This window comes from uncultured Xanthomarina sp. (genome assembly GCF_963971605.1).
Lineage (GTDB): Bacteria > Bacteroidota > Bacteroidia > Flavobacteriales > Flavobacteriaceae > Xanthomarina > Xanthomarina gelatinilytica.
Genome location: NZ_CAXATZ010000044.1, coordinates 1 through 19,962, shown reverse-complemented (window position 1 = coordinate 19,962; position 19,962 = coordinate 1). Strand labels below are relative to the sequence as shown.

General features: G+C 35.6%; 17 protein-coding genes and 1 pseudogene. 7 read left to right on the top strand and 11 right to left on the bottom strand.

Going from position 1 to position 19,962, the window contains the following annotated elements:
- Nucleotides 1-599, bottom strand: a pseudogene (locus AACY93_RS12390) (glycine--tRNA ligase); the annotation flags it as partial.
- A gap of 63 nt (nucleotides 600-662) precedes the next feature.
- Nucleotides 663-1,547 carry a hypothetical protein gene (locus AACY93_RS12385; protein WP_007646832.1) on the bottom strand — a complete coding sequence of 295 codons (885 nt, stop codon included), beginning with the start codon at nucleotides 1,545-1,547 and terminating at the stop codon, nucleotides 663-665.
- Nucleotides 1,548-1,708: 161 nt separating this feature from the next.
- Between AACY93_RS12385 and AACY93_RS12380 the strand changes: the two genes are divergently transcribed.
- Together AACY93_RS12380 and AACY93_RS12375 are read left to right on the top strand one after the other, a co-directional pair.
- On the top strand, nucleotides 1,709-2,386 hold the full coding sequence (locus AACY93_RS12380; RefSeq protein ID WP_286852914.1) for a phosphoribosyltransferase family protein: 678 nt from the start codon (nucleotides 1,709-1,711) through the stop codon (nucleotides 2,384-2,386).
- A gap of 58 nt (nucleotides 2,387-2,444) precedes the next feature.
- Nucleotides 2,445-4,052 (top strand): Ig-like domain-containing domain, encoded by a 1,608-nt coding sequence (locus AACY93_RS12375; RefSeq protein WP_287005682.1) that lies wholly within the window; start codon nucleotides 2,445-2,447, stop codon nucleotides 4,050-4,052.
- On the opposite strand, the gene AACY93_RS12370 is transcribed toward AACY93_RS12375, so the two are convergent.
- On the bottom strand, nucleotides 4,044-4,823 hold the full coding sequence (locus AACY93_RS12370) for an amidohydrolase (RefSeq protein ID WP_286852916.1): 780 nt from the start codon (nucleotides 4,821-4,823) through the stop codon (nucleotides 4,044-4,046). The genes AACY93_RS12375 and AACY93_RS12370 overlap by 9 nt on opposite strands.
- Before the next feature lie 75 nt (nucleotides 4,824-4,898).
- Nucleotides 4,899-6,041, bottom strand: a complete 1,143-nt coding sequence (locus AACY93_RS12365) for a methionine aminotransferase (protein ID WP_286852917.1) — start codon at nucleotides 6,039-6,041, stop codon at nucleotides 4,899-4,901.
- A gap of 189 nt (nucleotides 6,042-6,230) precedes the next feature.
- On the opposite strand from AACY93_RS12365, the gene AACY93_RS12360 reads away from it, so the two are divergent.
- Nucleotides 6,231-8,348 (top strand): S46 family peptidase, encoded by a 2,118-nt coding sequence (locus tag AACY93_RS12360; protein ID WP_007646846.1) that lies wholly within the window; start codon nucleotides 6,231-6,233, stop codon nucleotides 8,346-8,348.
- 87 nt (nucleotides 8,349-8,435) lie between these two features.
- On the opposite strand, the gene AACY93_RS12355 is transcribed toward AACY93_RS12360, so the two are convergent.
- From AACY93_RS12355 to AACY93_RS12335, 5 genes are all read right to left on the bottom strand, one after another.
- Nucleotides 8,436-10,205: a DNA mismatch repair protein MutS gene (locus AACY93_RS12355; RefSeq protein WP_286852918.1), complete on the bottom strand. Its 1,770-nt coding sequence runs from the start codon at nucleotides 10,203-10,205 to the stop codon at nucleotides 8,436-8,438.
- 93 nt (nucleotides 10,206-10,298) lie between these two features.
- Entirely contained in the window at nucleotides 10,299-11,045 is a 747-nt protein-coding gene (locus AACY93_RS12350) for a succinate dehydrogenase/fumarate reductase iron-sulfur subunit (RefSeq protein ID WP_007646850.1), read from the bottom strand.
- Nucleotides 11,046-11,052: 7 nt separating this feature from the next.
- A complete protein-coding gene (locus tag AACY93_RS12345; protein ID WP_286852919.1) occupies nucleotides 11,053-13,065 on the bottom strand; it encodes a fumarate reductase/succinate dehydrogenase flavoprotein subunit in 2,013 nt (670 codons plus the stop codon).
- Between the two features lie 14 nt (nucleotides 13,066-13,079).
- Complete coding sequence (locus AACY93_RS12340) at nucleotides 13,080-13,757, bottom strand: succinate dehydrogenase cytochrome b subunit (RefSeq protein ID WP_040491181.1); 678 nt, start codon at nucleotides 13,755-13,757, stop codon at nucleotides 13,080-13,082.
- A 162-nt stretch (nucleotides 13,758-13,919) separates the two neighbouring features.
- Nucleotides 13,920-14,792, bottom strand: coding sequence for a hypothetical protein (locus tag AACY93_RS12335; protein ID WP_286852920.1), 873 nt, complete (start codon nucleotides 14,790-14,792; stop codon nucleotides 13,920-13,922).
- A gap of 223 nt (nucleotides 14,793-15,015) precedes the next feature.
- On the opposite strand from AACY93_RS12335, the gene AACY93_RS12330 reads away from it, so the two are divergent.
- Complete coding sequence (locus AACY93_RS12330; RefSeq protein WP_286852921.1) at nucleotides 15,016-16,308, top strand: aminopeptidase P family protein; 1,293 nt, start codon at nucleotides 15,016-15,018, stop codon at nucleotides 16,306-16,308.
- A 77-nt stretch (nucleotides 16,309-16,385) separates the two neighbouring features.
- On the opposite strand, the gene brnQ is transcribed toward AACY93_RS12330, so the two are convergent.
- Nucleotides 16,386-17,666 (bottom strand): branched-chain amino acid transport system II carrier protein, encoded by a 1,281-nt coding sequence (gene brnQ, locus AACY93_RS12325; protein WP_286852922.1) that lies wholly within the window; start codon nucleotides 17,664-17,666, stop codon nucleotides 16,386-16,388.
- A 53-nt stretch (nucleotides 17,667-17,719) separates the two neighbouring features.
- Here brnQ and AACY93_RS12320 point away from each other — a divergent pair, with 53 nt between their 5' ends.
- From AACY93_RS12320 to AACY93_RS12310, 3 genes are all read left to right on the top strand, one after another.
- On the top strand, nucleotides 17,720-18,565 hold the full coding sequence (locus AACY93_RS12320) for an alpha/beta hydrolase (RefSeq protein ID WP_286852923.1): 846 nt from the start codon (nucleotides 17,720-17,722) through the stop codon (nucleotides 18,563-18,565).
- 61 nt (nucleotides 18,566-18,626) lie between these two features.
- On the top strand, nucleotides 18,627-18,890 hold the full coding sequence (locus AACY93_RS12315; RefSeq protein ID WP_007646864.1) for a hypothetical protein: 264 nt from the start codon (nucleotides 18,627-18,629) through the stop codon (nucleotides 18,888-18,890).
- A gap of 71 nt (nucleotides 18,891-18,961) precedes the next feature.
- Entirely contained in the window at nucleotides 18,962-19,189 is a 228-nt protein-coding gene (locus AACY93_RS12310) for a hypothetical protein (protein ID WP_286852924.1), read from the top strand.
- Here the strand turns inward: AACY93_RS12310 and thiL are convergent.
- Nucleotides 19,179-19,962: thiamine-phosphate kinase (gene thiL / locus AACY93_RS12305; protein WP_339612127.1), on the bottom strand; the 784-nt coding region annotated here is incomplete at its 5' end. The genes AACY93_RS12310 and thiL overlap by 11 nt on opposite strands.

The following is a 19,962-nucleotide window of genomic DNA, read 5'->3' as shown; positions in this document are numbered from 1 at the left end:
GTTCCAAACATCAAGTTAAACTGCTTTACTTCTGTCCAGTTTCTGGAACCTGTAAGAGGGTCCGCAATGTCCAATTCTTCAATAAGCGCTTTTACGTCTGCCAAATCTTCTGCTTCCAAAGATTTTCCCATTCTGGAAAGAATCTCGGTTATTTTTTCTTGATACCCTAAGACACGAGGGTTTGTAGTTACAAACTCTTCTTTATTAAAGGCCTCACCAAAACGCTTTTCGGCTTTGGCAACTTCTTTATCTATTTTAGCTTCAATTTTAGCACAGTAATCTTCTATTAACACATCGGCCCTGTAACGTTTTTTTGAGTCCTTGTTATCGATTAAAGGATCGTTAAACGCATCCACGTGTCCAGAGGCTTTCCAGGTAGTTGGATGCATAAAAATTGCAGCATCAATGCCTACAATGTTTTCATTCATCTGTACCATGGCTTTCCACCAATAGTCACGTATGTTTTTCTTTAATTCTGCTCCATTTTGAGCATAATCGTAAACTGCACTAAGTCCATCGTAAATTTCACTACTTTGGAACACGTAACCATACTCTTTTGCGTGAGAGATTACTTTTTTAAATTGATCGTCGTTTGCCATGCTGCAAAAATAAAAAACCGTTCCAACTAATGGAACGGTTTTTCAAAAAATATAATTGGTTAGTTAATTAAGTTCCAGTTCTGTTTTTCCTATTTGTAAATCGTCGTTATAAATCAGGACATTGTATGTGCCTTCTTTTAATAGGTTTTTAGATTCCACATTAATTTTGGTACATACATCCATGTTGTCGTAATTGTTGTTAACCACAGTCATACCACTATAATCCAAGGCATTGTTCTTAAATTTCACATGCCCTCGTTCCACGACCAACTTATTATCTGGGCCAATAATTTGAACAAAGATGTTTTTGTTTCCTTTTGGAGTAAACTCGTTACTTAACAAGGTTAAGCAAACCTCAATATGATCCAAGTCGTTAATTTGGTTGGTTTTCATATCGGTTTTTGGGTTTACAGTGTTTAAAGCTACTGCATTAACATTAACAGCAGACACAGAAACTATTTTTTTTATGGTTTTGGAAAGCAGCGTGTTTTCAGCTTCTAACTCTTTCAAATATTGTTGTTGATTGAGATAATTTTGAGACATGGAATACAACTCAACCTCAAGGGATTGATTTTGTTTTTGAGCCATGTCTGCTTTTGCAAATAAAAAAGCTTTTTCTCTTTTAAGAGCTGCTAATTGATTCTTGTACTTAGATATTACGGATGCATCGGCATTTTCGGTCAATAAAGAATCTAAAACACTGGAAAGATTTGTTTTAGCTTTATTTAACTCTAATTGCATGGTATTGTTGTCTGCTTTTACTGCATCGTAACTCTTAATCATTTCGTGTAATTCATTTTGAACAAGCAACGTTTCCTGTTCCATAAATTCTTGATGATTTTTAAGAGTTTTATATGTTGAAAAGCTATAAGACCCTAAAACAACAATTGCTATTACCAATGTACCTATAATTAATCTGTAGTTAAATAATTGAGGGTTAACTATCATCTTAATTTATAATTTTACCTCACGAAACTATAAATAATGCTTGTGTAATTTTATTTTAATCGATAAAGTGATAAAAAAATTGTTAAAGTTCTAAATTCTTTGTTTAAATAGGGTTTCATAGTTGCTTTGTTATTAATATCTTTAGGGTAAATTCGCACAAAATGTTTCAATCGGTTTTGGACTTGTTCTTCCCTAAAGTATGTTTTGCCTGCTTGTTCCAGTTAAGCGATTACGAAACGTACATTTGCACCAATTGCAGGCACAATTTGCCAGTTACCAATTTCCATTTGGAAAACGATGATACCGTTTTAAAAACCTTTTATGGTCGTGCTAAAATTGAACACGCCACAGCCTTGTTGCGTTTTGAAAAAAAAGGCTTAACCCAACAATTGATACATCATTTAAAATATAAAGGGTACGAAGATATAGGAGTATTCTTAGGTGTATGGCTTGGCGAAGAGTTAAAATCGCTTGCTGCCTACCAAAATATTGATGCGGTTATTCCAGTACCTCTTCATAAAAAGAAATTAAGGAAAAGAGGTTACAACCAGGTTGCCAAATTTGCTCAGGAAATAGCAAAACAACTAAATACTGCGTATTGTGACGATGTACTGATAAAAATAACCAACACAGCTTCTCAAGTTAAAAAAAACAGGTTTAGCAGATGGATGAATAACAACGAACTTTTTAGCATCCAAAACAAGGAAAAAATCAACAACAAACACATTTTATTGGTGGACGATATTATTACCACAGGCGCTACCATGGAAGCCTGCATTGCGGTCTTGAACAAAGCGCAGAATGTTAAAGTTAGTGTTGCAGCCATGGCAATAGCTTAAGGATAGTTTCGTGATTGGGAATTTAATTGTTTCTTTGTATCTAAATTATTTTTGAAAAATGAATCAGACCTGTTATCGCGCTTTATACCTAGTTGTTTTTTCTTTGCTTTTGGCCAATTGCGCCAATAAAGGAAGACCAGGTGGTGGAGACAAGGATGTAACACCTCCAGTAATTGTAAAATCTGAACCTGAAAATTTTTCAACCAACTTTAATGACACCGAAATAAAGATTACGTTTAACGAGTACATTAAAATTAATAACCTCCAAAAACAGTTAATTATTTCGCCTCCTATGGATCCTGCTCCAGAAATTTCCCCTCAAGGTTTGGCAAGTAAATACATTACCATAAAAATTAAGGACACTTTAGACCCAAACACAACCTATGCCTTTAATTTTGGAAATAGCATAGTGGACAACAACGAAGGAAACCCATATCCATATTATAGATATGTATTTTCAACAGGCAATTACATAGATTCACTTTCAGTTAAAGGAAACATTATTGATGCTACTTTAAGGAAACCAGATGATTTTGTATCTGTTATGCTATACGAAATGGATTCTACCTATACAGATTCTATTGTGTACAAAAAACAACCCAAATACATAACCAATACCTTAGACAGTACCACCACCTTTTCCATAGATAACATTAAGGCTGGAACATATAAGCTTATTGCCTTAAAAGATGAAAACCAAGACAGCAAATACCAACAACGAAGTGATAAAATTGGATTCTTGGAAAAACCTATAACTGTACCAACAGATACGCTTTACACCATAAAACTATTTAAAGAAGCAGCAGATCCAAAAATCATTAACCCTCGATTAATTTCTGGTGAAAAAATAGCATTTGGCTTTGAAGGTGATTATGAAAAAATGAACATTCAAATACTCTCAAACACACCTGAAGATTTTAAATCCCGAATTACCAAAGATGCCAAGACAGATTCTTTAAACTATTGGTATAAACCCAGACTAAAGGATACCGATTCCTTACTGTTTAAAGTAAGCAATACTAATTATTCCGAAGAGTTTACAGTTAAAATTAGCGAGCAACCTAGAGATACCTTGGTGGTGAAAGCATCTCCAACAGGAACCATTGGTTTTGAAGAAGATTTTAAAATCTCTGGCAATATTCCGTTTGAGAGAATTGCCAAAAAGCGCATTTCCGTTAAAGACAAGGACTCTACTGATGTTGCTTTTAAGATTAAACTGGATTCATTATCCAATACACTGACTGTTAATTTTGATAAAACCGAAAGCAATAGATATAACATTCAGGTGTTACCAAATACTTTTGTAGATTTTTTCGACAATAAAAACGACACTTTAAATTACACGATTAGTACAAAAACCTTTGCCGACTATGGTAACGTGAGAGTGAATTTAAAAAATGTGACCTATCCTGTAATTGTACAACTAACAGATGACAAAGGAGAGGTGAAGGTTGAAAAATACAGCAAAAAACCAGAACCTATAGATTTTAAGTATGTAACACCCAACACGTATTATTTACGGGTTGTACACGACAGCAATAAAAATGGACAGTACGACTCTGGAAATTTTTTAAAAAACCAACAACCAGAAAAAATAAGCTATTTTCCAGACCCTATTGATGTTAGAGCCAATTGGGATCCCATAATAGATTTTACCTTACTCTAAAGTAAAGGTGTCTTTATCTTTTAGGAAATTAAGTTTCTCTCTATAGGTTTTTATATGGGTTTTACTTAACGTGATTATTTCTGTTGTTTCCTGATTCTCTGGAATGTTATCTAATTTTTTTCCCAAAACATCAAATACAGCTGAATGACCATTATATTCATGGCCATTCCCATCCAATCCCACTCTATTTACTCCCACACAATAACTCATGTTTTCTATGGCTCTTGCTTTTAAGAGCGCATCCCAAGCAGCTACCCTTACTTTGGGCCAATTCGCCACATATACCAATACATCATAATTTTCCACATTCCTAGACCAAACAGGAAAACGCAAATCATAACAAATTAACGGACAAATCTTCCAACCTTTATAAGTTACTATCAACTTGCTTTGCCCTGCAGTATACACTTTGTCTTCACCTGCAAGGGTAAAGGTGTGTTTTTTATCGTAAGTTTCTATAATGCCATTAGGATGTACAAACAACAATCGGTTATAAAAATGCCCATGTTCTGAAACAACCATGCTTCCCATAAGGGCTGTTTGCTTTTTTAAAGCCAATTCTTGCAACCAATCAACCGTATCGCCAAACATGGTTTCTGCCACTTTTTTTGGTTCCATGGTAAATCCAGAGGTAAACATTTCCGGAAGAACAATCACATCCACAGCTTCTGAAATACGCTCAATCTTATTGGTAAGATGATTTCTGTTCTGTTCTGGATTCTCCCAAAACAATTCTGTTTGAATGAGAACTATTTTTAGATTTTCTTGCATGTATTAAAAGTACGGATTTTTAAAATAATTTGCCACAGTCTGTCTTTAAAATTGGGATAGGCTGTGAGGAAAAAACTATATATTATTCAATATATCAGCTGCCTGCTTTAAGGTGTCGTCTGTTTTAGCAAAACAAAAACGCAACACCTTATTATCTAATTTATTCTCATTAAAAACCGAAAGAGGAATGGATGCCAAGCCATTCTCTATGGTTAAACGCTTGGCGTAATCCACATCGTTTTCTTGTGTGATTTTTGAATAGTCCAACACTTGAAAATACGTACCTTGAGAGGGTTTGAATTTGAATCTGGAGTCTTTAATCAGATTTAAAAACAAATCGCGTTTTGCTTGAAAAAATTCAGATAAACCCAAATAAGTATTCGGATCCTGCATATAATCTGCCAAGCCTTTTTGCACAGGATGGTTCACGCTAAACACATTAAACTGGTGGATTTTTTGAAACTCCTCCATCAACTCTTTTGGCGCACAACAATAACCCGTTTTCCAACCTGTATTATGAAAAGTTTTTCCAAAGGAAGCTGTAATAAAACTTCTGGATTTAAGGTCTGGGAACAAACAGGCACTTTGGTGTTTTTCGCCATCAAACACTATATGCTCGTAAACCTCATCGCTCAACACTATGATATTGCTGTTTTTGGTAAGTTCTTGAAGTTTCAACATATCTGCTTCACTAAATATCGTACCACTAGGATTATGTGGTGTGTTTATGATAATCATTTTTGTTTTGGACGACATTTTTTGTGCCACCTCATTCCAATCCACTTGATAATTTGGAGCTTCCAATTGAATGGAAACCGGTTTTCCTCCATTAATCCTAATAGAAGGTTCATAACAATCGTAAGCCGGTTTTAGAATAATCACTTCATCATCTGCTCTTACAAAAGCTGTAATCACATCGTAAATAGCTTGAGTGGCTCCTGCCGTAATGGTAATTTCGGATTCTGGATGATAGGAACTTCCGTAGAGCAAATCAAATTTTTTTGCAATGGCTTCACGAAGCTCCATATTTCCTGGCATTAACGCATATTGATTGTAGCCGGAATTCATGGCTTTGCTCACCAAGTCAATCAGTTTTTGGTCGCTTTTAAAATTTGGAAAGCCTTGCGATAAGTTAATTGCCTTATGTTTATTAGCCAAACCACTCATTATTGTGAAAATGGTGGTTTCTATATTTGGGAGTTTAGAGAGGTGTATCATCTAATTAAATTTTTCCAAAACTTATAATTCAGCTATTTATCAATTTTGATAGTATTAAGCATTTTTAGTAAATACCCATTATGGGTCTTCATAGCTTAAAGATACAAGTTTGGTCGATAAATTTGGTTCATTTTAACATCTTTTATATTCGGGTTCTTTATCTTTGAAACTTACTAAATTATCATCATTATGAAATTCATTAAAATTCTATTACTTTTTATTACACTACAGGTGTCTGCCCAACAAGGAGGCATGTGGATCCCTTCGCTTTTGGAAGGTATGAACGAGCAGGAAATGGCCAATCTTGGCAGCAAGCTTACAGCCAAGGATATTTATGATGTAAACAACTCCAGTTTAAAAGATGCCATTGGTCATTTTAATGGTGGTTGTACCAGCGAAGTGATCTCTCCCAAAGGTTTGATACTAACCAATCATCATTGTGGTTATAGCCAGATCCAATCGCATTCCTCTTTGGAAAACGATTATTTAAAAGATGGTTTTTGGGCCATGAGCTTGGAAGAAGAATTGCCTAATCCTGGTCTTTTTATAGAGTTTATAGTAAGAATTGAAGATGTAACCACACAAGTTTTAAATGGTGTTACAGAAGACATGACAGAAAAAGAAAAACAATCTGCTATCTCTAAAAATTCCAACGCCTTGGAGGCTGAAGTACAAAAAGAAGCTTGGCAGGATACCAAAATCAAATCCTTTTACAAAGGCAATCAGTACTTTTTATTTGTAACAGAGCGTTTTAACGACATACGTTTGGTTGGCGCACCTCCATCAAGTATCGGGAAATTTGGAAGCGATACAGACAACTGGGTGTTCCCAAGACATACAGGGGATTTTTCTATGTTTAGAATTTATGCAGATAAAAACAATCGTCCTGCCGAATATAGTAAGGACAACGTGCCTTACAAACCTAAGCACTTTTTACCAATTTCCTTGGATGGCATTGAAGAAGGCGATTTCACCATGGTCTTTGGGTTTCCAGGAACCACAGACGAGTATTTGCCTGCTGTTGCCATAGAACATATTACCAAGGCATACAACCCAAGCAATATTGCCATTCGTGAAGCAGCGCTAAAGGTTATTGACGCTAAAATGAAGGAAAGCGACGAGGTACGAATTAAATATGCCTCCAAACAAGCTCGAATTGCAAATGCTTGGAAAAAATGGATAGGTGAAAACCTTGGAATTGAAAAAAGTAATGCTATAGAAGAAAGGCGTGCTTTTGAAGCCACCTTTAAAAAAGCACTAAAAGAAAAAGGATTGGAAACCAAATATGGAAACATTCTTCCTGAATTTGATGTCCTTTATGAAAATTTTGCTGATATAAACATTAAGCGTAGAAGTTTTATTGAAGTCTTTTTGGTGACCAATGAATTAATGAACATGACCTTTAGAACCTACCAGTTTGAACAGGCCATTAAAAACAATCCGGATATTTTTGATAAAGCCAAAGCATCTATTGAAGGTACCATTACAGGAATCCACAAAAATTATGATGTGAATGTGGATAAAGGTGTTTTTGAAAGCGTGATGCCTTTTTACACGAATAATGTGGATGTTTCCATTTATAACAACACAGCCTTTACAAGTTTGGACACAGCTTTAAAATTATTCGAAGGGACACCAGAAGAGGTAATTGAAAAACTCAATAACGATCCTGCGTATGCCTATGCAAAACCCATGATTGATGAGTTTTATAACACCATAAACCCAGAGTTTGAAGCTAAAAACGAACCAATTACAGCCTTACAAACCGAATACATGACAGCTTTAATGAAAGCCTTACCCAATGAAAGATATTTTCCAGATGCCAACGGAACGCTTCGTGTTACGTATGGACAAGTAAGAGGGTATTCGCCAAGAGATGCTGTGTATTATTCGCCTGTTAGTTATCTGGATGGCGTGATAGAAAAATACATTCCAGGCGACTACGAGTTTGATGTGCCACAAAAACTAATCGATTTATACGAAGCCAAAGATTACGGACCATATGCAGATGCAAACGGAAAAGTGCCTGTGTGCTTTTTAGGGACTAACCATACTACTGGAGGAAACTCAGGAAGTCCAACCATAGATGCGCATGGAAATTTAATAGGCTTGAATTTCGATAGGGTTTGGGAAGGCACCATGAGTGATATGTATTACGATCCTGAAATCTGCAGAAATATTATGGTGGATTTAAGATATGTTTTGTTTATAGTTGATAAATATGCTGGAGCAAAACACTTAATTGACGAAATGGAATTGGTACACCCAAAGAAAGCAAAAAGCAAACAAAAGAATAAAAAGAATTAACTTCCCATAGCAATTTAAAACTGCTAATAAAACCTATTTCAAGACCTGCAAGATTTCAAAAATCCTTGTGGGTCTTTTTTATGGTTTTTAAATAATTTCCATTTTCTTTAATAAGAAGCTTGCATTCATGTTTTGGCAAATCCCATCTTTAAATTTATAATCGAAAAAGAGTTCGTTATCAATAATTTGAGCATCAAAAAAGTAATTTTTAACGGCATCCAACTCTTTGGCAATGTCACATAAACTTAAATCGTGTGTGGCAATAATTCCCGTAGCGTTTCCAGCAACCAGTTTCTCAACGAATTTACGGGAGCCAATAGCTTTATCAGTAGAATTGGTCCCTTTTAATATTTCATCTAGAATGATAAAATAAGGTTCTTTGGCAATTTCATCCACAATAAACTTCAATCTGGTCAATTCTGAAAAGAAATAAGAACTATCATCTGTTAAGGAATCGCTGGTTCGCATACTTGTTATAAGTTTTACAGGACTGTAAGCACTTGATGTTGCACACACTGGCAAACCTGTATTTGCCATAACTATATGCAGGGAAACCGTTCTTAAAAAAGTACTTTTTCCAGCCATATTGGCTCCAGTAACAATAAAAAATTCCTGATTTAGAATTTTTAAGTCGCTATCAATCCGTTTGTCTCGGTCCAATAAAGGATGTCCTAAGTTCTTGGCTTCAATAACCGTTTGATTTGCAACAATATCTGGAAATACATATTCTGGATGATTAAAGGCATAATTTCCCAAGCTGTTGTAGGCATCAAAGAAAGAAACCACTTCAAACCAACGGTCAACCGTTGTTTTATATTGAGAAATCCATTTTTCTATATTGTATGCATTCTTTAGGTCTGACAAGAAAAACCCATTCCCAAAAATGGCTGAAATCATGTTGTTTCTATTGTCCAAAGCGTCTAAATACTTGGAAAACTGTGAAAATATATTAGATGCTTTTTTGTGCTCTTGCTGAATACAAGCCTGTTTTTCTTTAAGCCATTCAGACGAAAAGGATTCATTTTCAATCTGTTTCAACAATAAAGCATATTGTCTAAAAATATCTCGGGTTTTATCTGTGTTACTGGCTAAAACATTTATTTTTTTTAAATGCAAACCTGTAATTATTAACCCAAATAACAACCAATAACCCACAAAACCCAAATCAATTATTTGAAACATCCCAAGTGCCACAACCGCTATGGATGCTAAAGAAAAAACCTTTGGCAACCAGCCCATTATTTTTGGTAGAAACGATTGGTGGCTGTTTAGCCATTCAATAATTTTTAAAGCAGGTGTTTCTGTGTGTATCAACTTAGCAGTTGCTGAATACTGTTGTCGCCATTCTGGTTTTTCAGCGAGTTCCTTTATGGCCTGTTGCTTTGGTACAATAGCATCAATAGTGTTTGCGGTTAAGATAGTTGCCAAACGTTTGGTGCCTTCTTGTATGGTTGTTCTATTGATAAACTGAAAAAAGGAACCTTTTCCAAATAAATCTATATCCAAGCTATAAAAATGATGAGGATCCTGAAATTGTTTGCCTGGATCCCGATGGTGAAAATTCCCTGATGCGATGTTTATCTCTTCCTCATTTAAAGCAACCAAAGCCTTACTAACATCTCTTAAGCGTTTGGTATCTGTGTATTTTGACAATAGGAATATAAAACCAGCTATTCCAGCAATTCCAATGCCTAAAGCCATTTGCCAGAAGCTAAAAGCCGTATAAATTCCAGCAACGGTTAATAAAAATACAAGCAGTCTCAAGCTACTTAATCCAATCAATTTTTTATTGAATTTTTTTAGCTCCTGCTGATGCTTTTCTAGCTGTGTTTTATAAAATGTATTCGGATGTCTCATGCTATAAATTGAAATGTAAAGAAACAAAAATCCCAAGACTTAGCTTGGGATTTTTAATTTATAAGAGATTCTTCGCTATCGCTCTAAATAACATTATCCTTTTAAGCTTGCCTTTAAATACTCTCTATTCATCCTAGCAATATTTTCAAGCGAAATTCCTTTAGGGCATTCCACTTCGCAAGCACCAGTATTTGTACAGTTACCAAAACCTTCTTCATCCATTTGCTTTACCATGTTCAATACTCTGTCTGTAGCTTCTATTTTACCTTGTGGCAACAACGCAAACTGAGATACTTTAGCTGATACAAACAGCATGGCAGACGAGTTTTTACAACTTGCCACACAAGCACCACAACCTATACAGGTTGCAGCATCGAAAGCTTTATCTGCATCGTGTTTATTTACAGGAATGGCATTTGCATCTATGGTATTTCCTGAAGTGTTTACAGATATAAAACCACCTGCATGTTGAATACGATCAAAAGCAGATCTATCAACAACCAAATCTTTGATTACTGGAAAAGCTGCGGCTCTAAAAGGCTCAATATAAATAGTGTCTCCATCTTTAAACATACGCATGTGCAACTGGCAGGTTGTGATACCACGATCTGGACCATGAGCTTCACCATTAATATAAAGGGAGCACATACCACAGATACCTTCGCGACAATCATGATCGAAAGCTACTGGTTCTTCGTTTTTGTTTATTAAATCTTCATTTAATACGTCTAGCATTTCAAGGAAAGACATATCTGGAGAGACATCAGTGACTTTATAATCGACTAAACCTCCTTTATCGTTAGCGTTTTTTTGACGCCATATTTTTAACGTTAAATTCATAGCTTTCCTATTTATAACTTCTTTGTTTTAATTCAATATCTTTAAATTCCAATTGTTCTTTATGTAGAACGGCTTCACTAGGTTCGCCTTTGTATTCCCAAGCTGCAACATATGCAAAATTCTCGTCGTCACGTTTAGCTTCACCTTTTTGTTCGCCACTTTCTTCCACAGCATCTTCCCTAAAGTGTCCTCCACATGATTCTTCTCTGTGTAAGGCATCTTTGGCAAACAGTTCTCCTAATTCCAAGAAATCTGCCACACGACCTGCTTTGGCCAACTCTTCATTAAATTCTTCGTTGGTTCCTGGAACTTTCACTTCTTTCCAGAATTCTGCACGAAGTTCTTTTATTTCCTGAATGGCTTCTGTTAGCCCTTTTACATTACGAGCCATGCCAACCTTGTTCCACATGATTTTTCCAAGCTTCTTATGGAAATGGTCTACAGAATATTTTCCGTTATTATTTATTAAATGATTGATTTGATCTCTCACATTTTTTTCAGCTTCATCAAACTCTGGCGTATCTGTTGGGATTGTTCCAGTCCTAATGTCAGCTGCTAAATAATCCCCAATAGTATAAGGTAATACAAAATAACCATCTGCCAAACCTTGCATCAATGCCGATGCTCCAAGTCTGTTGGCTCCATGATCTGAAAAATTGGCCTCACCTATAGCATATAATCCAGGAACTGTAGTCATTAAATTATAATCTACCCAAATTCCTCCCATGGTGTAGTGCACAGCAGGATAAATCATCATAGGTGTTTCATATGGATTTTGATCTACGATTTTTTCGTACATCTGGAATAAGTTTCCATATTTATTCTTTACAACTTCTTGCCCTAATTTTTTTACTAAAGCAGCATCATTTGTATCTAAATGTCTTACAGTGGCTTGTTCTTTGCCATAGCGTTCAATGGCAGAAGCAAAATCCAAAAACACAGCTTCACCAGTTGCATTAACACCATAACCTGCATCACAACGCTCTTTAGCTGCACGTGATGCCACATCACGAGGCACCAGGTTTCCAAATGCTGGATAACGACGTTCTAGGTAGTAATCTCTATCTTCTTCCTTAATATCCTTAGGTTTAAGTGTTTTATTACGAATAGCCTCTACATCTTTTTTATGTTTAGGCACCCAAATACGTCCATCATTACGTAATGACTCAGACATTAACGTTAATTTAGATTGGTGTTCTCCAGACACAGGAATACAAGTAGGATGAATTTGTGTGTAACACGGATTTGCAAAGTAAGCCCCTCGTTTGTGTGCTTTCCATGCTGCTGTTACGTTACTACCCATAGCATTTGTGGAAAGAAAAAACACGTTTCCATAACCACCAGTTCCAAGAACCACTGCATGAGCTGAATGTCTTTCAATTTCTCCAGTAATTAAATTACGGGTTATAATACCACGAGCTTTGCCATCTACAACAACCACGTCTAACATTTCATGACGGTTGTACATTTTAATTTTTCCACGACCAATTTGACGGTTCATGGCAGAATAAGCTCCCAATAATAATTGTTGTCCTGTTTGTCCTGCTGCATAAAAAGTTCTGGACACTAAAACCCCTCCAAAGGAACGGTTGTCTAAATAACCTCCATATTCACGAGCAAAAGGGACACCTTGAGCGACACATTGGTCGATGATATTCGCTGAAACTTCAGCCAATCGATATACATTTGCTTCTCTTGAACGATAATCGCCTCCTTTTACTGTATCATAAAACAATCTGTAAACCGAATCGCCATCGCCTTGATAATTTTTAGCAGCATTGATTCCACCTTGGGCAGCAATAGAATGTGCACGTCTTGGAGAATCTTGAAAACAAAATGCTTTAACATTATAGCCTAACTCAGCTAAGGTTGCTGCAGCCGAACCACCTGCCAAACCTGTTCCAACCACAATAACATCAATGTTACGTTTGTTGGCAGGATTAACCAGGTTGATGTTGTTTTTATAATTAGTCCATTTGTCTGCAATTGGACCTTCTGGTATTTTAGAATCTAAAGCCATATTTAGATGTTTTTTTAATGATTAAAATGATGAACCAACGCAATAACGATAAATCCTAACGGAATGAGAATGGCATAAGCCTTTCCAAATCCTTTTAATCCTTTTGTGTATTTGTTATTTGCTCCAACAGATTGGAATGCAGAATTGAAACCATGCAATAAATGAAGTGCTAAAAACACAAAACCTACACAGTACAAAGCCACACGCCAAACTGGTTCAAATTTATGCTGCAACTCTTCAAAATATCTATAACCTTCACCGTCTGCCAACAATCCAGACATATCGCCTTGGATGTATTTTGTGTTGATTTCTGGAAACCAAAAATCTAAAAAGTGAATGATTAAAAAGATTAAAATGAACAAACCACTGTAAATCATGTTTCTGCTCATCCAAGTAGAATTGGCTGCACCATTGTTTTTAGCATAGCTAATGTGTCGTGCCTTTCTATTTCTGATTTCCAATACAAAGCCCATCACAAAATGAAAGACCACACCAAACATTAAAATGGGTTGCATAACAAATTGAATCAACCAATTGGTTCCCATAAAGTGAGAGACCTCGTTAAAGGCATCTGCACTAAAAACCGATAGCGAATTAATTGCAAAGTGTTGTAGTAAAAAAATCATTAGGAAGAATGCCGAAAGTGCCATGGCAAATTTTCTTCCGATCGAAGAATTCAAAATTCCGCTCATTGTTGAAGTTTAATTTTTATATAACAAAGATACACTTCCATTCAGTTTTAGACAAAAGCGAAGCAATTTAAAATAGGTATTTAGAATGATTTTAATTAAAAAAAAGGATACACATTTTTAAAGAGTGAAAAAGTGCCTCAAATAGAGCTAAAGTATTTACATTTAATCGACCATAGGAATCAAGCCTCTCAATCCCATATCAACCACCTGCTCGCCAGCTTCTGGCTCGTATTTACCGTCGGTATTCACTTCGGTCCATTCAAAACTATTGTTAATGGAAAAAGACAAGGTCACAACCACATCTTCGGTTTCATTTCCAGTTAATGTCAATCCGTTTTCAAACTGTCCTGTTACTACACAAGACCCTTGAGGGATTGGAGATGAATCAAACAATGGGTTTGGAACGGTTGTGGCTCCAGGAGGCGCTTGGCCTTGCGATGTAAAACCTAAAGCTTCGAAAGCCCAAAACCCTTGTAGCTTGTTTTCGTTAACAGTAAAGGTGCTTCCGTTTAAATTAAAAGAAGATATATAAGTGTTGAATCCAACAAAACTGGCTAAGGTTCCTGTATAATCCACCCCATTTACCAATAAATCAATATCTCCTTCCTGATAAGCCAAAGATACGCGAACCCAATTATAATCGCCAGGAGCTATCTGGTTGAGAGGAATGGACAAGAACACATCGTTATTTCCAGCAAATATGGCATCCTGAAAATCGATAGCTTCCGTTCCTCCTTCAGTTGTTTTGGCACCTTCAAAAATAATTTCTCCTTCACCTAAACCCGTAAAAGCGTTTGGAGCAAACTCTATGTAATTGGCACTCATTCTGGAAATGGTTGGAGTTTGCGCTGCATTTCCTGACGGAATACTGGCTGGCTGTCCTAGATTGTTCAAGCGTTCTTGGTTGGGATCGAATTTTAATTTGACAATTAAATTAGCTTGAGGTTCTGGATTTGCACAACATTCAGTATCATCGTTATTACAGGAAATCAACAACAAAATGGCCAACAAAAAAATAGGTTTTAACAGTTTCATAACTTGGGGTTTTTAAAATTCACAAATACCAAAATAACATTTTTTTTAAAAAAAAGTATGTATTAATAACTCCCAAAGGCACTTTTATAGTATGTTTCAGTTAAAATTATAATAAATAGATGGGGCTTTTTTATTAGCCAAAAGGAAATCCGTATTTTTGAAAAATTGACAAAACAAAACAATAAGATTTCCGTCTTCACGGAAATGAAATAAAACCATTTTCATGAAATACCATTTAATCAACAACAAACTCTTTATAAAAAACCGAAACGATTTTTCAGCTAAAATGAAACCAAACAGTTTGGCTGTTTTTAATTCAAACGACATTTACCCAATTGGTGCAGATAGCACCATGCCATTTCAACAAAATCGAGATCTTTTTTACTTAAGTGGCGTGGATCAGGAAGAAAGTATCCTGGTTATATTTCCTGATTGTCCGAAGGAAAAACACAGGGAAATTTTATTCCTTAAAGAAACCAACGACCATATAGCTGTTTGGGAAGGGGAGAAACTAACCAAAGAAGCTGCCTTACTAACTTCTGGCATTAAAACCGTTTATTGGTTACAGGACTTTGAAAAAATCATGCACGAACTCATGTCTCAGGCTGATACCGTTTACATAAACACCAATGAACATTACAGGGCCAATGTTGAAACAGAAACCAGGGAAGACCGTTTTAACAAATGGCTAAAAGCAAAATATCCCGCCCATAGCGTAGCAAAGAGTAACCCTATTTTACAACGTTTACGCTCGGTAAAGGACCAAATAGAATTAGACCTATTGCAACAAGCTTGCGATATAACCGAAAAAGGTTTTAGAAGGGTTTTAGGTTTTGTAAAACCCAATGTTTGGGAATACGAAATTGAAGCCGAATTTATGCACGAGTTTTTAAGAAACCGTTCTAAAGGTTTTGCCTATACACCTATTATAGCCTCTGGAAACAATGCCAACGTGTTACATTATATAGAAAACAACCAACAGTGTAAAGCAGGCGATTTAATTTTAATAGATGCAGGAGCTGAATATGCCAATTATTCCAGTGACATGTCCAGAACCATTCCTGTTTCAGGCACCTTTACAAAACGTCAAAAAGAGGTTTATAATGCCGTAAACAGAGTGAAAAACGAAGCCACAAAATTATTGGTGCCAGGAACCATTTGGGCAGATTACCATGTGGAAGTTGGGAAACTGATGACTTCTGAATTAATTGGCTTAAAATTATTGGACAAAGCCGATGTAAAAAATGAAAATCCAGATTGGCCTGCTTATAAAAAATATTTTATGCATGGCACATCTCACCATATGGGATTGGACACACACGACTACGGAATTCTAACAGAACCTATGCAAGAAAATATGGTATTTACCGTTGAACCAGGAATTTATATTCCAGACGAAGGCTTCGGGATTAGACTGGAAGATGATGTCGTGATTCAAAAAAATGGGGAGCCCTTTAATTTAATGCGCAACATTCCTATTGAAGCTGAAGAAATTGAAGAGATCATGAACTCATAAAAATTCATAACGCTTAATGATACCAAAACCTTATAAACATGAACTTATAAGGTTTTGGTTTTTTTACGTTTTTTTAATCATCTAATGATGTTCTTTTTAAAGTATAAAACATTAAATAAAACAAATATTAAAATGGCTGGCAAAACCCAAGCCAAGCTATATGAAGCCAAAGGAATATAATCTATAAGATATTGCACTTTTTCCAATTCAATTATGTGTTTTAAAAAATCTGGAACACTAAATAAAAACGTTGTAAATACAACAGCCCTAAATACTTTTTTGGAGGCATACTTTTCTGGTAGCACATTTAAAAGTATCAACACAATGGTAATTGGGTAAATAAACATGAGTGCTGGCAAGGCTATGTTTATAATAAACCCTACCTGATAGCTTCCTACCAAAACTCCAATCAAACAACCAATGACAGCAGTTGCAACATAAGCTATTTGCGAACCCTTAAACAAGCCTTTTACATAATCTGATGTTCCTGTAACTATTCCAACGGCAGTTGTAAAACAAGCCAATGCCACTAACACACTTAAAACCATGGAACCAATGTGCCCTAAGGTTAATTTGCTCAATCCTATAAGTACATCAGTTCTTGTAGCCTCTAATGGAAATTTACTTTGAAATAGCGAACCACTCAATATAAGTCCTGCATAAATTACAATAAGTCCAAATCCTGCTACCCATCCAGCTTTGGTTATTAAATCCTTTTTTTCTTGGTATGTTTTAGTGTTTTTTAAATTCAAGGAAATAACAATTACAGCTCCCACAACCACTGCTCCTATGGCATCGAAAGTTTGATAGCCTTCAAGGATTCCTTCTGAAAAAGGGGACTTCAACAATGTCTGGCTAACTTCAAAAGGAGATGTAATAAGACCAACACCTATAATGCTTAAGAGGATTATACCAATTAAAGGAGTTAAAAACTTTCCTATTAAATCCAATATTTTATTCCTATTAATTGCAAAAACAAAAACCAAAAAAAAATAAACACTACTTGTTACTAAGGCATTTGTGTTAAAAAAAGGCGCAATGGCCATTTCGTGTGTTACAGATGCTGTTCTTGGTGAAGGTAAAGAAATAGCAATGGCATATACCACAAAACAATAGATGCCACTAAAAACAGGCGATACTTTTTTGGCAAAATCAAACATGGTCCCTTGTAATTTGGCATGTGCAAAAATTCCCAAAACCGGAATCAAAACAGCCGTAATTGAAAAACCTATGGCCACTAAAACCCAATATTCACCAGATTTAAAACCCAAATAAGGAGGCAGGATTAAATTTCCGGCACCAAAAAACAAAGAAAAAAGGGCAAATGCAGTTACTAATACTTCTTTATTTCTATTCATAAGAGATTGTTTCAAAAAGGGTTACGGCAACTATTAGTAAACAAATATTTTTAATGCAATTAATTGGTTCCTGTTTCTTCAAACAGCTTGGTCTTGCTATCTTTGCACAAGATAGTTTAAAAATGATTTTAGAGCACAAAGGCATTCAAGTTTTTTATACAGATCAAGGCTATGGCAAACCAATTGTTTTATTACATGGTTTTCTTGAGAGTTCCAATATGTGGACACCTTTAATTCCAGATTTATTGAAAACCCATAGGGTTATTTCCATAGATTTATTGGGACACGGACAAACAGGTTGTCTTGGGTATGTACACAGCATGGAGTTAATGGCAGAGACTGTTGATGCTGTTTTAATCCATTTAAATATTGAAAGCAAAACCATAATAGGCCATTCCATGGGTGGCTATGTAGCTTTGGCCATGGCAGAAAAGAACCCAAATAGCATGCAGGGACTTTGCTTGATGAATTCCACTTTTCTTCCGGATAGTGAAGAAAGAAAAATGCTAAGGACCCGAGCCAACCTCATGGCACAAACCAATTTTGACAATTTAGTAAGGATGTCTTTTACTAATTTATTCAGTTTGAAAAGTAAGGAAACCCATAAACAAGAATTGGAAATTGCTTTAACCGAAGCCTTAAAGACAAGTGTTCAAGGTTACATGGCTGCTAACGAAGGAATGAAATTAAGAACAGACAAAACCCAACTTTTTAGGACATTACCAACAAAAAAACTGTTAATAATTGGTAAAAAAGATCCCATTCTGGATGCTGATAGCGTGAAAAAACAATTAAAAGGGACTGATGTGGATATCGTGGAACTAACAGAAGGCCATATGAGCCATATCGAAAATAAAGAAGAATTAACTTACAATATCATGCGTTTCATCGAAAAATAATTGCTTTTTGGCTATTATATTGCTTTTTTTAATTAAGTTAGGCATTCCAAACTAGCTTATTATGAAAAAACCTACTACCAACCGAAACCCATTCAAAATTTATTGCGATGTTTTTGGACACAATTATCAAGTTTCAAAAAAAGTAACATCACATGTCAAAGAGTACACTTGCAAGTGCTGTAAAAAACAATTAACCACCAACAGTAACGGAAACCTTACCGAGCTAACACCTAAATACAAGGAAATAAATATGCTTTTGGAAGATTTTTATACCAGACGCATGTTGCGATTAAAGAACAAATCGTTCGTTTCATCGATTTATTAGGCAATTCCTTGGTGTATCGGTTGAATTGACTATATTCTGTTTTAACAAAAATTGATGATAGCCAAAACAACATGAAAAATCTGATTTGTTCCCTAAAAGGTCATGATTTTAAAATAACCAGAAGAGTGACTGATTATGTAAATGAATACCAATGCGTGCAATGCAAAAAGCAAATGTCCACAAATGAAAATGGGGCATTAACGCCTTTAACACAAAAACAAAAAGAGATAAATTCTGTGTTAAACTATATTCACAGAAAAAAGAAACGAAAAGCAGCCCAATTAACAACTAATTATTAAGGGCATTCCAGCCTTGTGCTTTTAAAGGAATACTTGTTTCTGCCCTAGTAATTAAGTGCATGCCAGCAGCTTCTTCTTTCATAAAACCAATAACCGTAAAGTTAGGATTGCCTTTAATTTTAGGGAAATCTTCTTGAGAAATAGTAAATAACAACTCATAATCCTCTCCTCCATTTAAAGCAACTGTGGTGCTATCAATTTTAAATTCCTCGCAAGTGGAAATTACTTGAGGATCCAATGGGATTTTGTTTTCGTATAAATCACATCCTACCTTGCTGTGTTTGCACAAGTGCATAATTTCAGAAGATAATCCATCACTGATATCGATCATGGAAGTAGGCTTCACTCCCAATTCATGAAGTAATTTTACAATATCTTTCCTGGCTTCAGGTTTTAATTGTCTTTCTATAATATAGGTGTAGTTGTCTAATTCCGGTTGATTGTTTGGGTTCACTTTAAACACCTCTTTTTCTCTTTCCAAAACTTGTAAACCCATATATGCTGCACCTAAATCGCCAGTGACCACCAACAAATCGTTAGGTTTTGCACCATTCCTATAAACTACTTTCTTAGCATCCACCACACCTATGGCAGTTACAGAAATAATCAATCCTGTTGTGGAGGACGTAGTATCCCCTCCTACTACATCAATATTATAAATCTTGGCTGCCGTTTCAATACCAGCATACAACTCTTCCAAAGCTTCCAATGGAAATCTGTTTGAAACAGCAATAGAAACCGTTACTTGTGTTGCTTGGGCATTCATGGCATAA

Coding starts and splice junctions, on each gene's coding strand:
- AACY93_RS12365 (WP_286852917.1), bottom strand. CDS start 6,041: ATGATACACCTCTCTAAACTCCCAAATATAGAAACCACCATTTTCACA.
- AACY93_RS12370 (WP_286852916.1), bottom strand. CDS start 4,823: ATGCAAGAAAATCTAAAAATAGTTCTCATTCAAACAGAATTGTTTTGG.
- AACY93_RS12360 (WP_007646846.1), top strand. CDS start 6,231: ATGAAATTCATTAAAATTCTATTACTTTTTATTACACTACAGGTGTCT.
- AACY93_RS12375 (WP_287005682.1), top strand. CDS start 2,445: ATGAATCAGACCTGTTATCGCGCTTTATACCTAGTTGTTTTTTCTTTG.
- AACY93_RS12335 (WP_286852920.1), bottom strand. CDS start 14,792: ATGAAACTGTTAAAACCTATTTTTTTGTTGGCCATTTTGTTGTTGATT.
- AACY93_RS12310 (WP_286852924.1), top strand. CDS start 18,962: ATGAAAAATCTGATTTGTTCCCTAAAAGGTCATGATTTTAAAATAACC.
- brnQ (WP_286852922.1), bottom strand. CDS start 17,666: ATGAATAGAAATAAAGAAGTATTAGTAACTGCATTTGCCCTTTTTTCT.
- AACY93_RS12385 (WP_007646832.1), bottom strand. CDS start 1,547: ATGATAGTTAACCCTCAATTATTTAACTACAGATTAATTATAGGTACA.
- AACY93_RS12315 (WP_007646864.1), top strand. CDS start 18,627: ATGAAAAAACCTACTACCAACCGAAACCCATTCAAAATTTATTGCGAT.
- AACY93_RS12350 (WP_007646850.1), bottom strand. CDS start 11,045: ATGAATTTAACGTTAAAAATATGGCGTCAAAAAAACGCTAACGATAAA.
- AACY93_RS12380 (WP_286852914.1), top strand. CDS start 1,709: ATGTTTCAATCGGTTTTGGACTTGTTCTTCCCTAAAGTATGTTTTGCC.
- AACY93_RS12345 (WP_286852919.1), bottom strand. CDS start 13,065: ATGGCTTTAGATTCTAAAATACCAGAAGGTCCAATTGCAGACAAATGG.
- AACY93_RS12340 (WP_040491181.1), bottom strand. CDS start 13,757: ATGAGCGGAATTTTGAATTCTTCGATCGGAAGAAAATTTGCCATGGCA.
- AACY93_RS12320 (WP_286852923.1), top strand. CDS start 17,720: ATGCAATTAATTGGTTCCTGTTTCTTCAAACAGCTTGGTCTTGCTATC.
- AACY93_RS12330 (WP_286852921.1), top strand. CDS start 15,016: ATGAAATACCATTTAATCAACAACAAACTCTTTATAAAAAACCGAAAC.
- AACY93_RS12355 (WP_286852918.1), bottom strand. CDS start 10,205: ATGAGACATCCGAATACATTTTATAAAACACAGCTAGAAAAGCATCAG.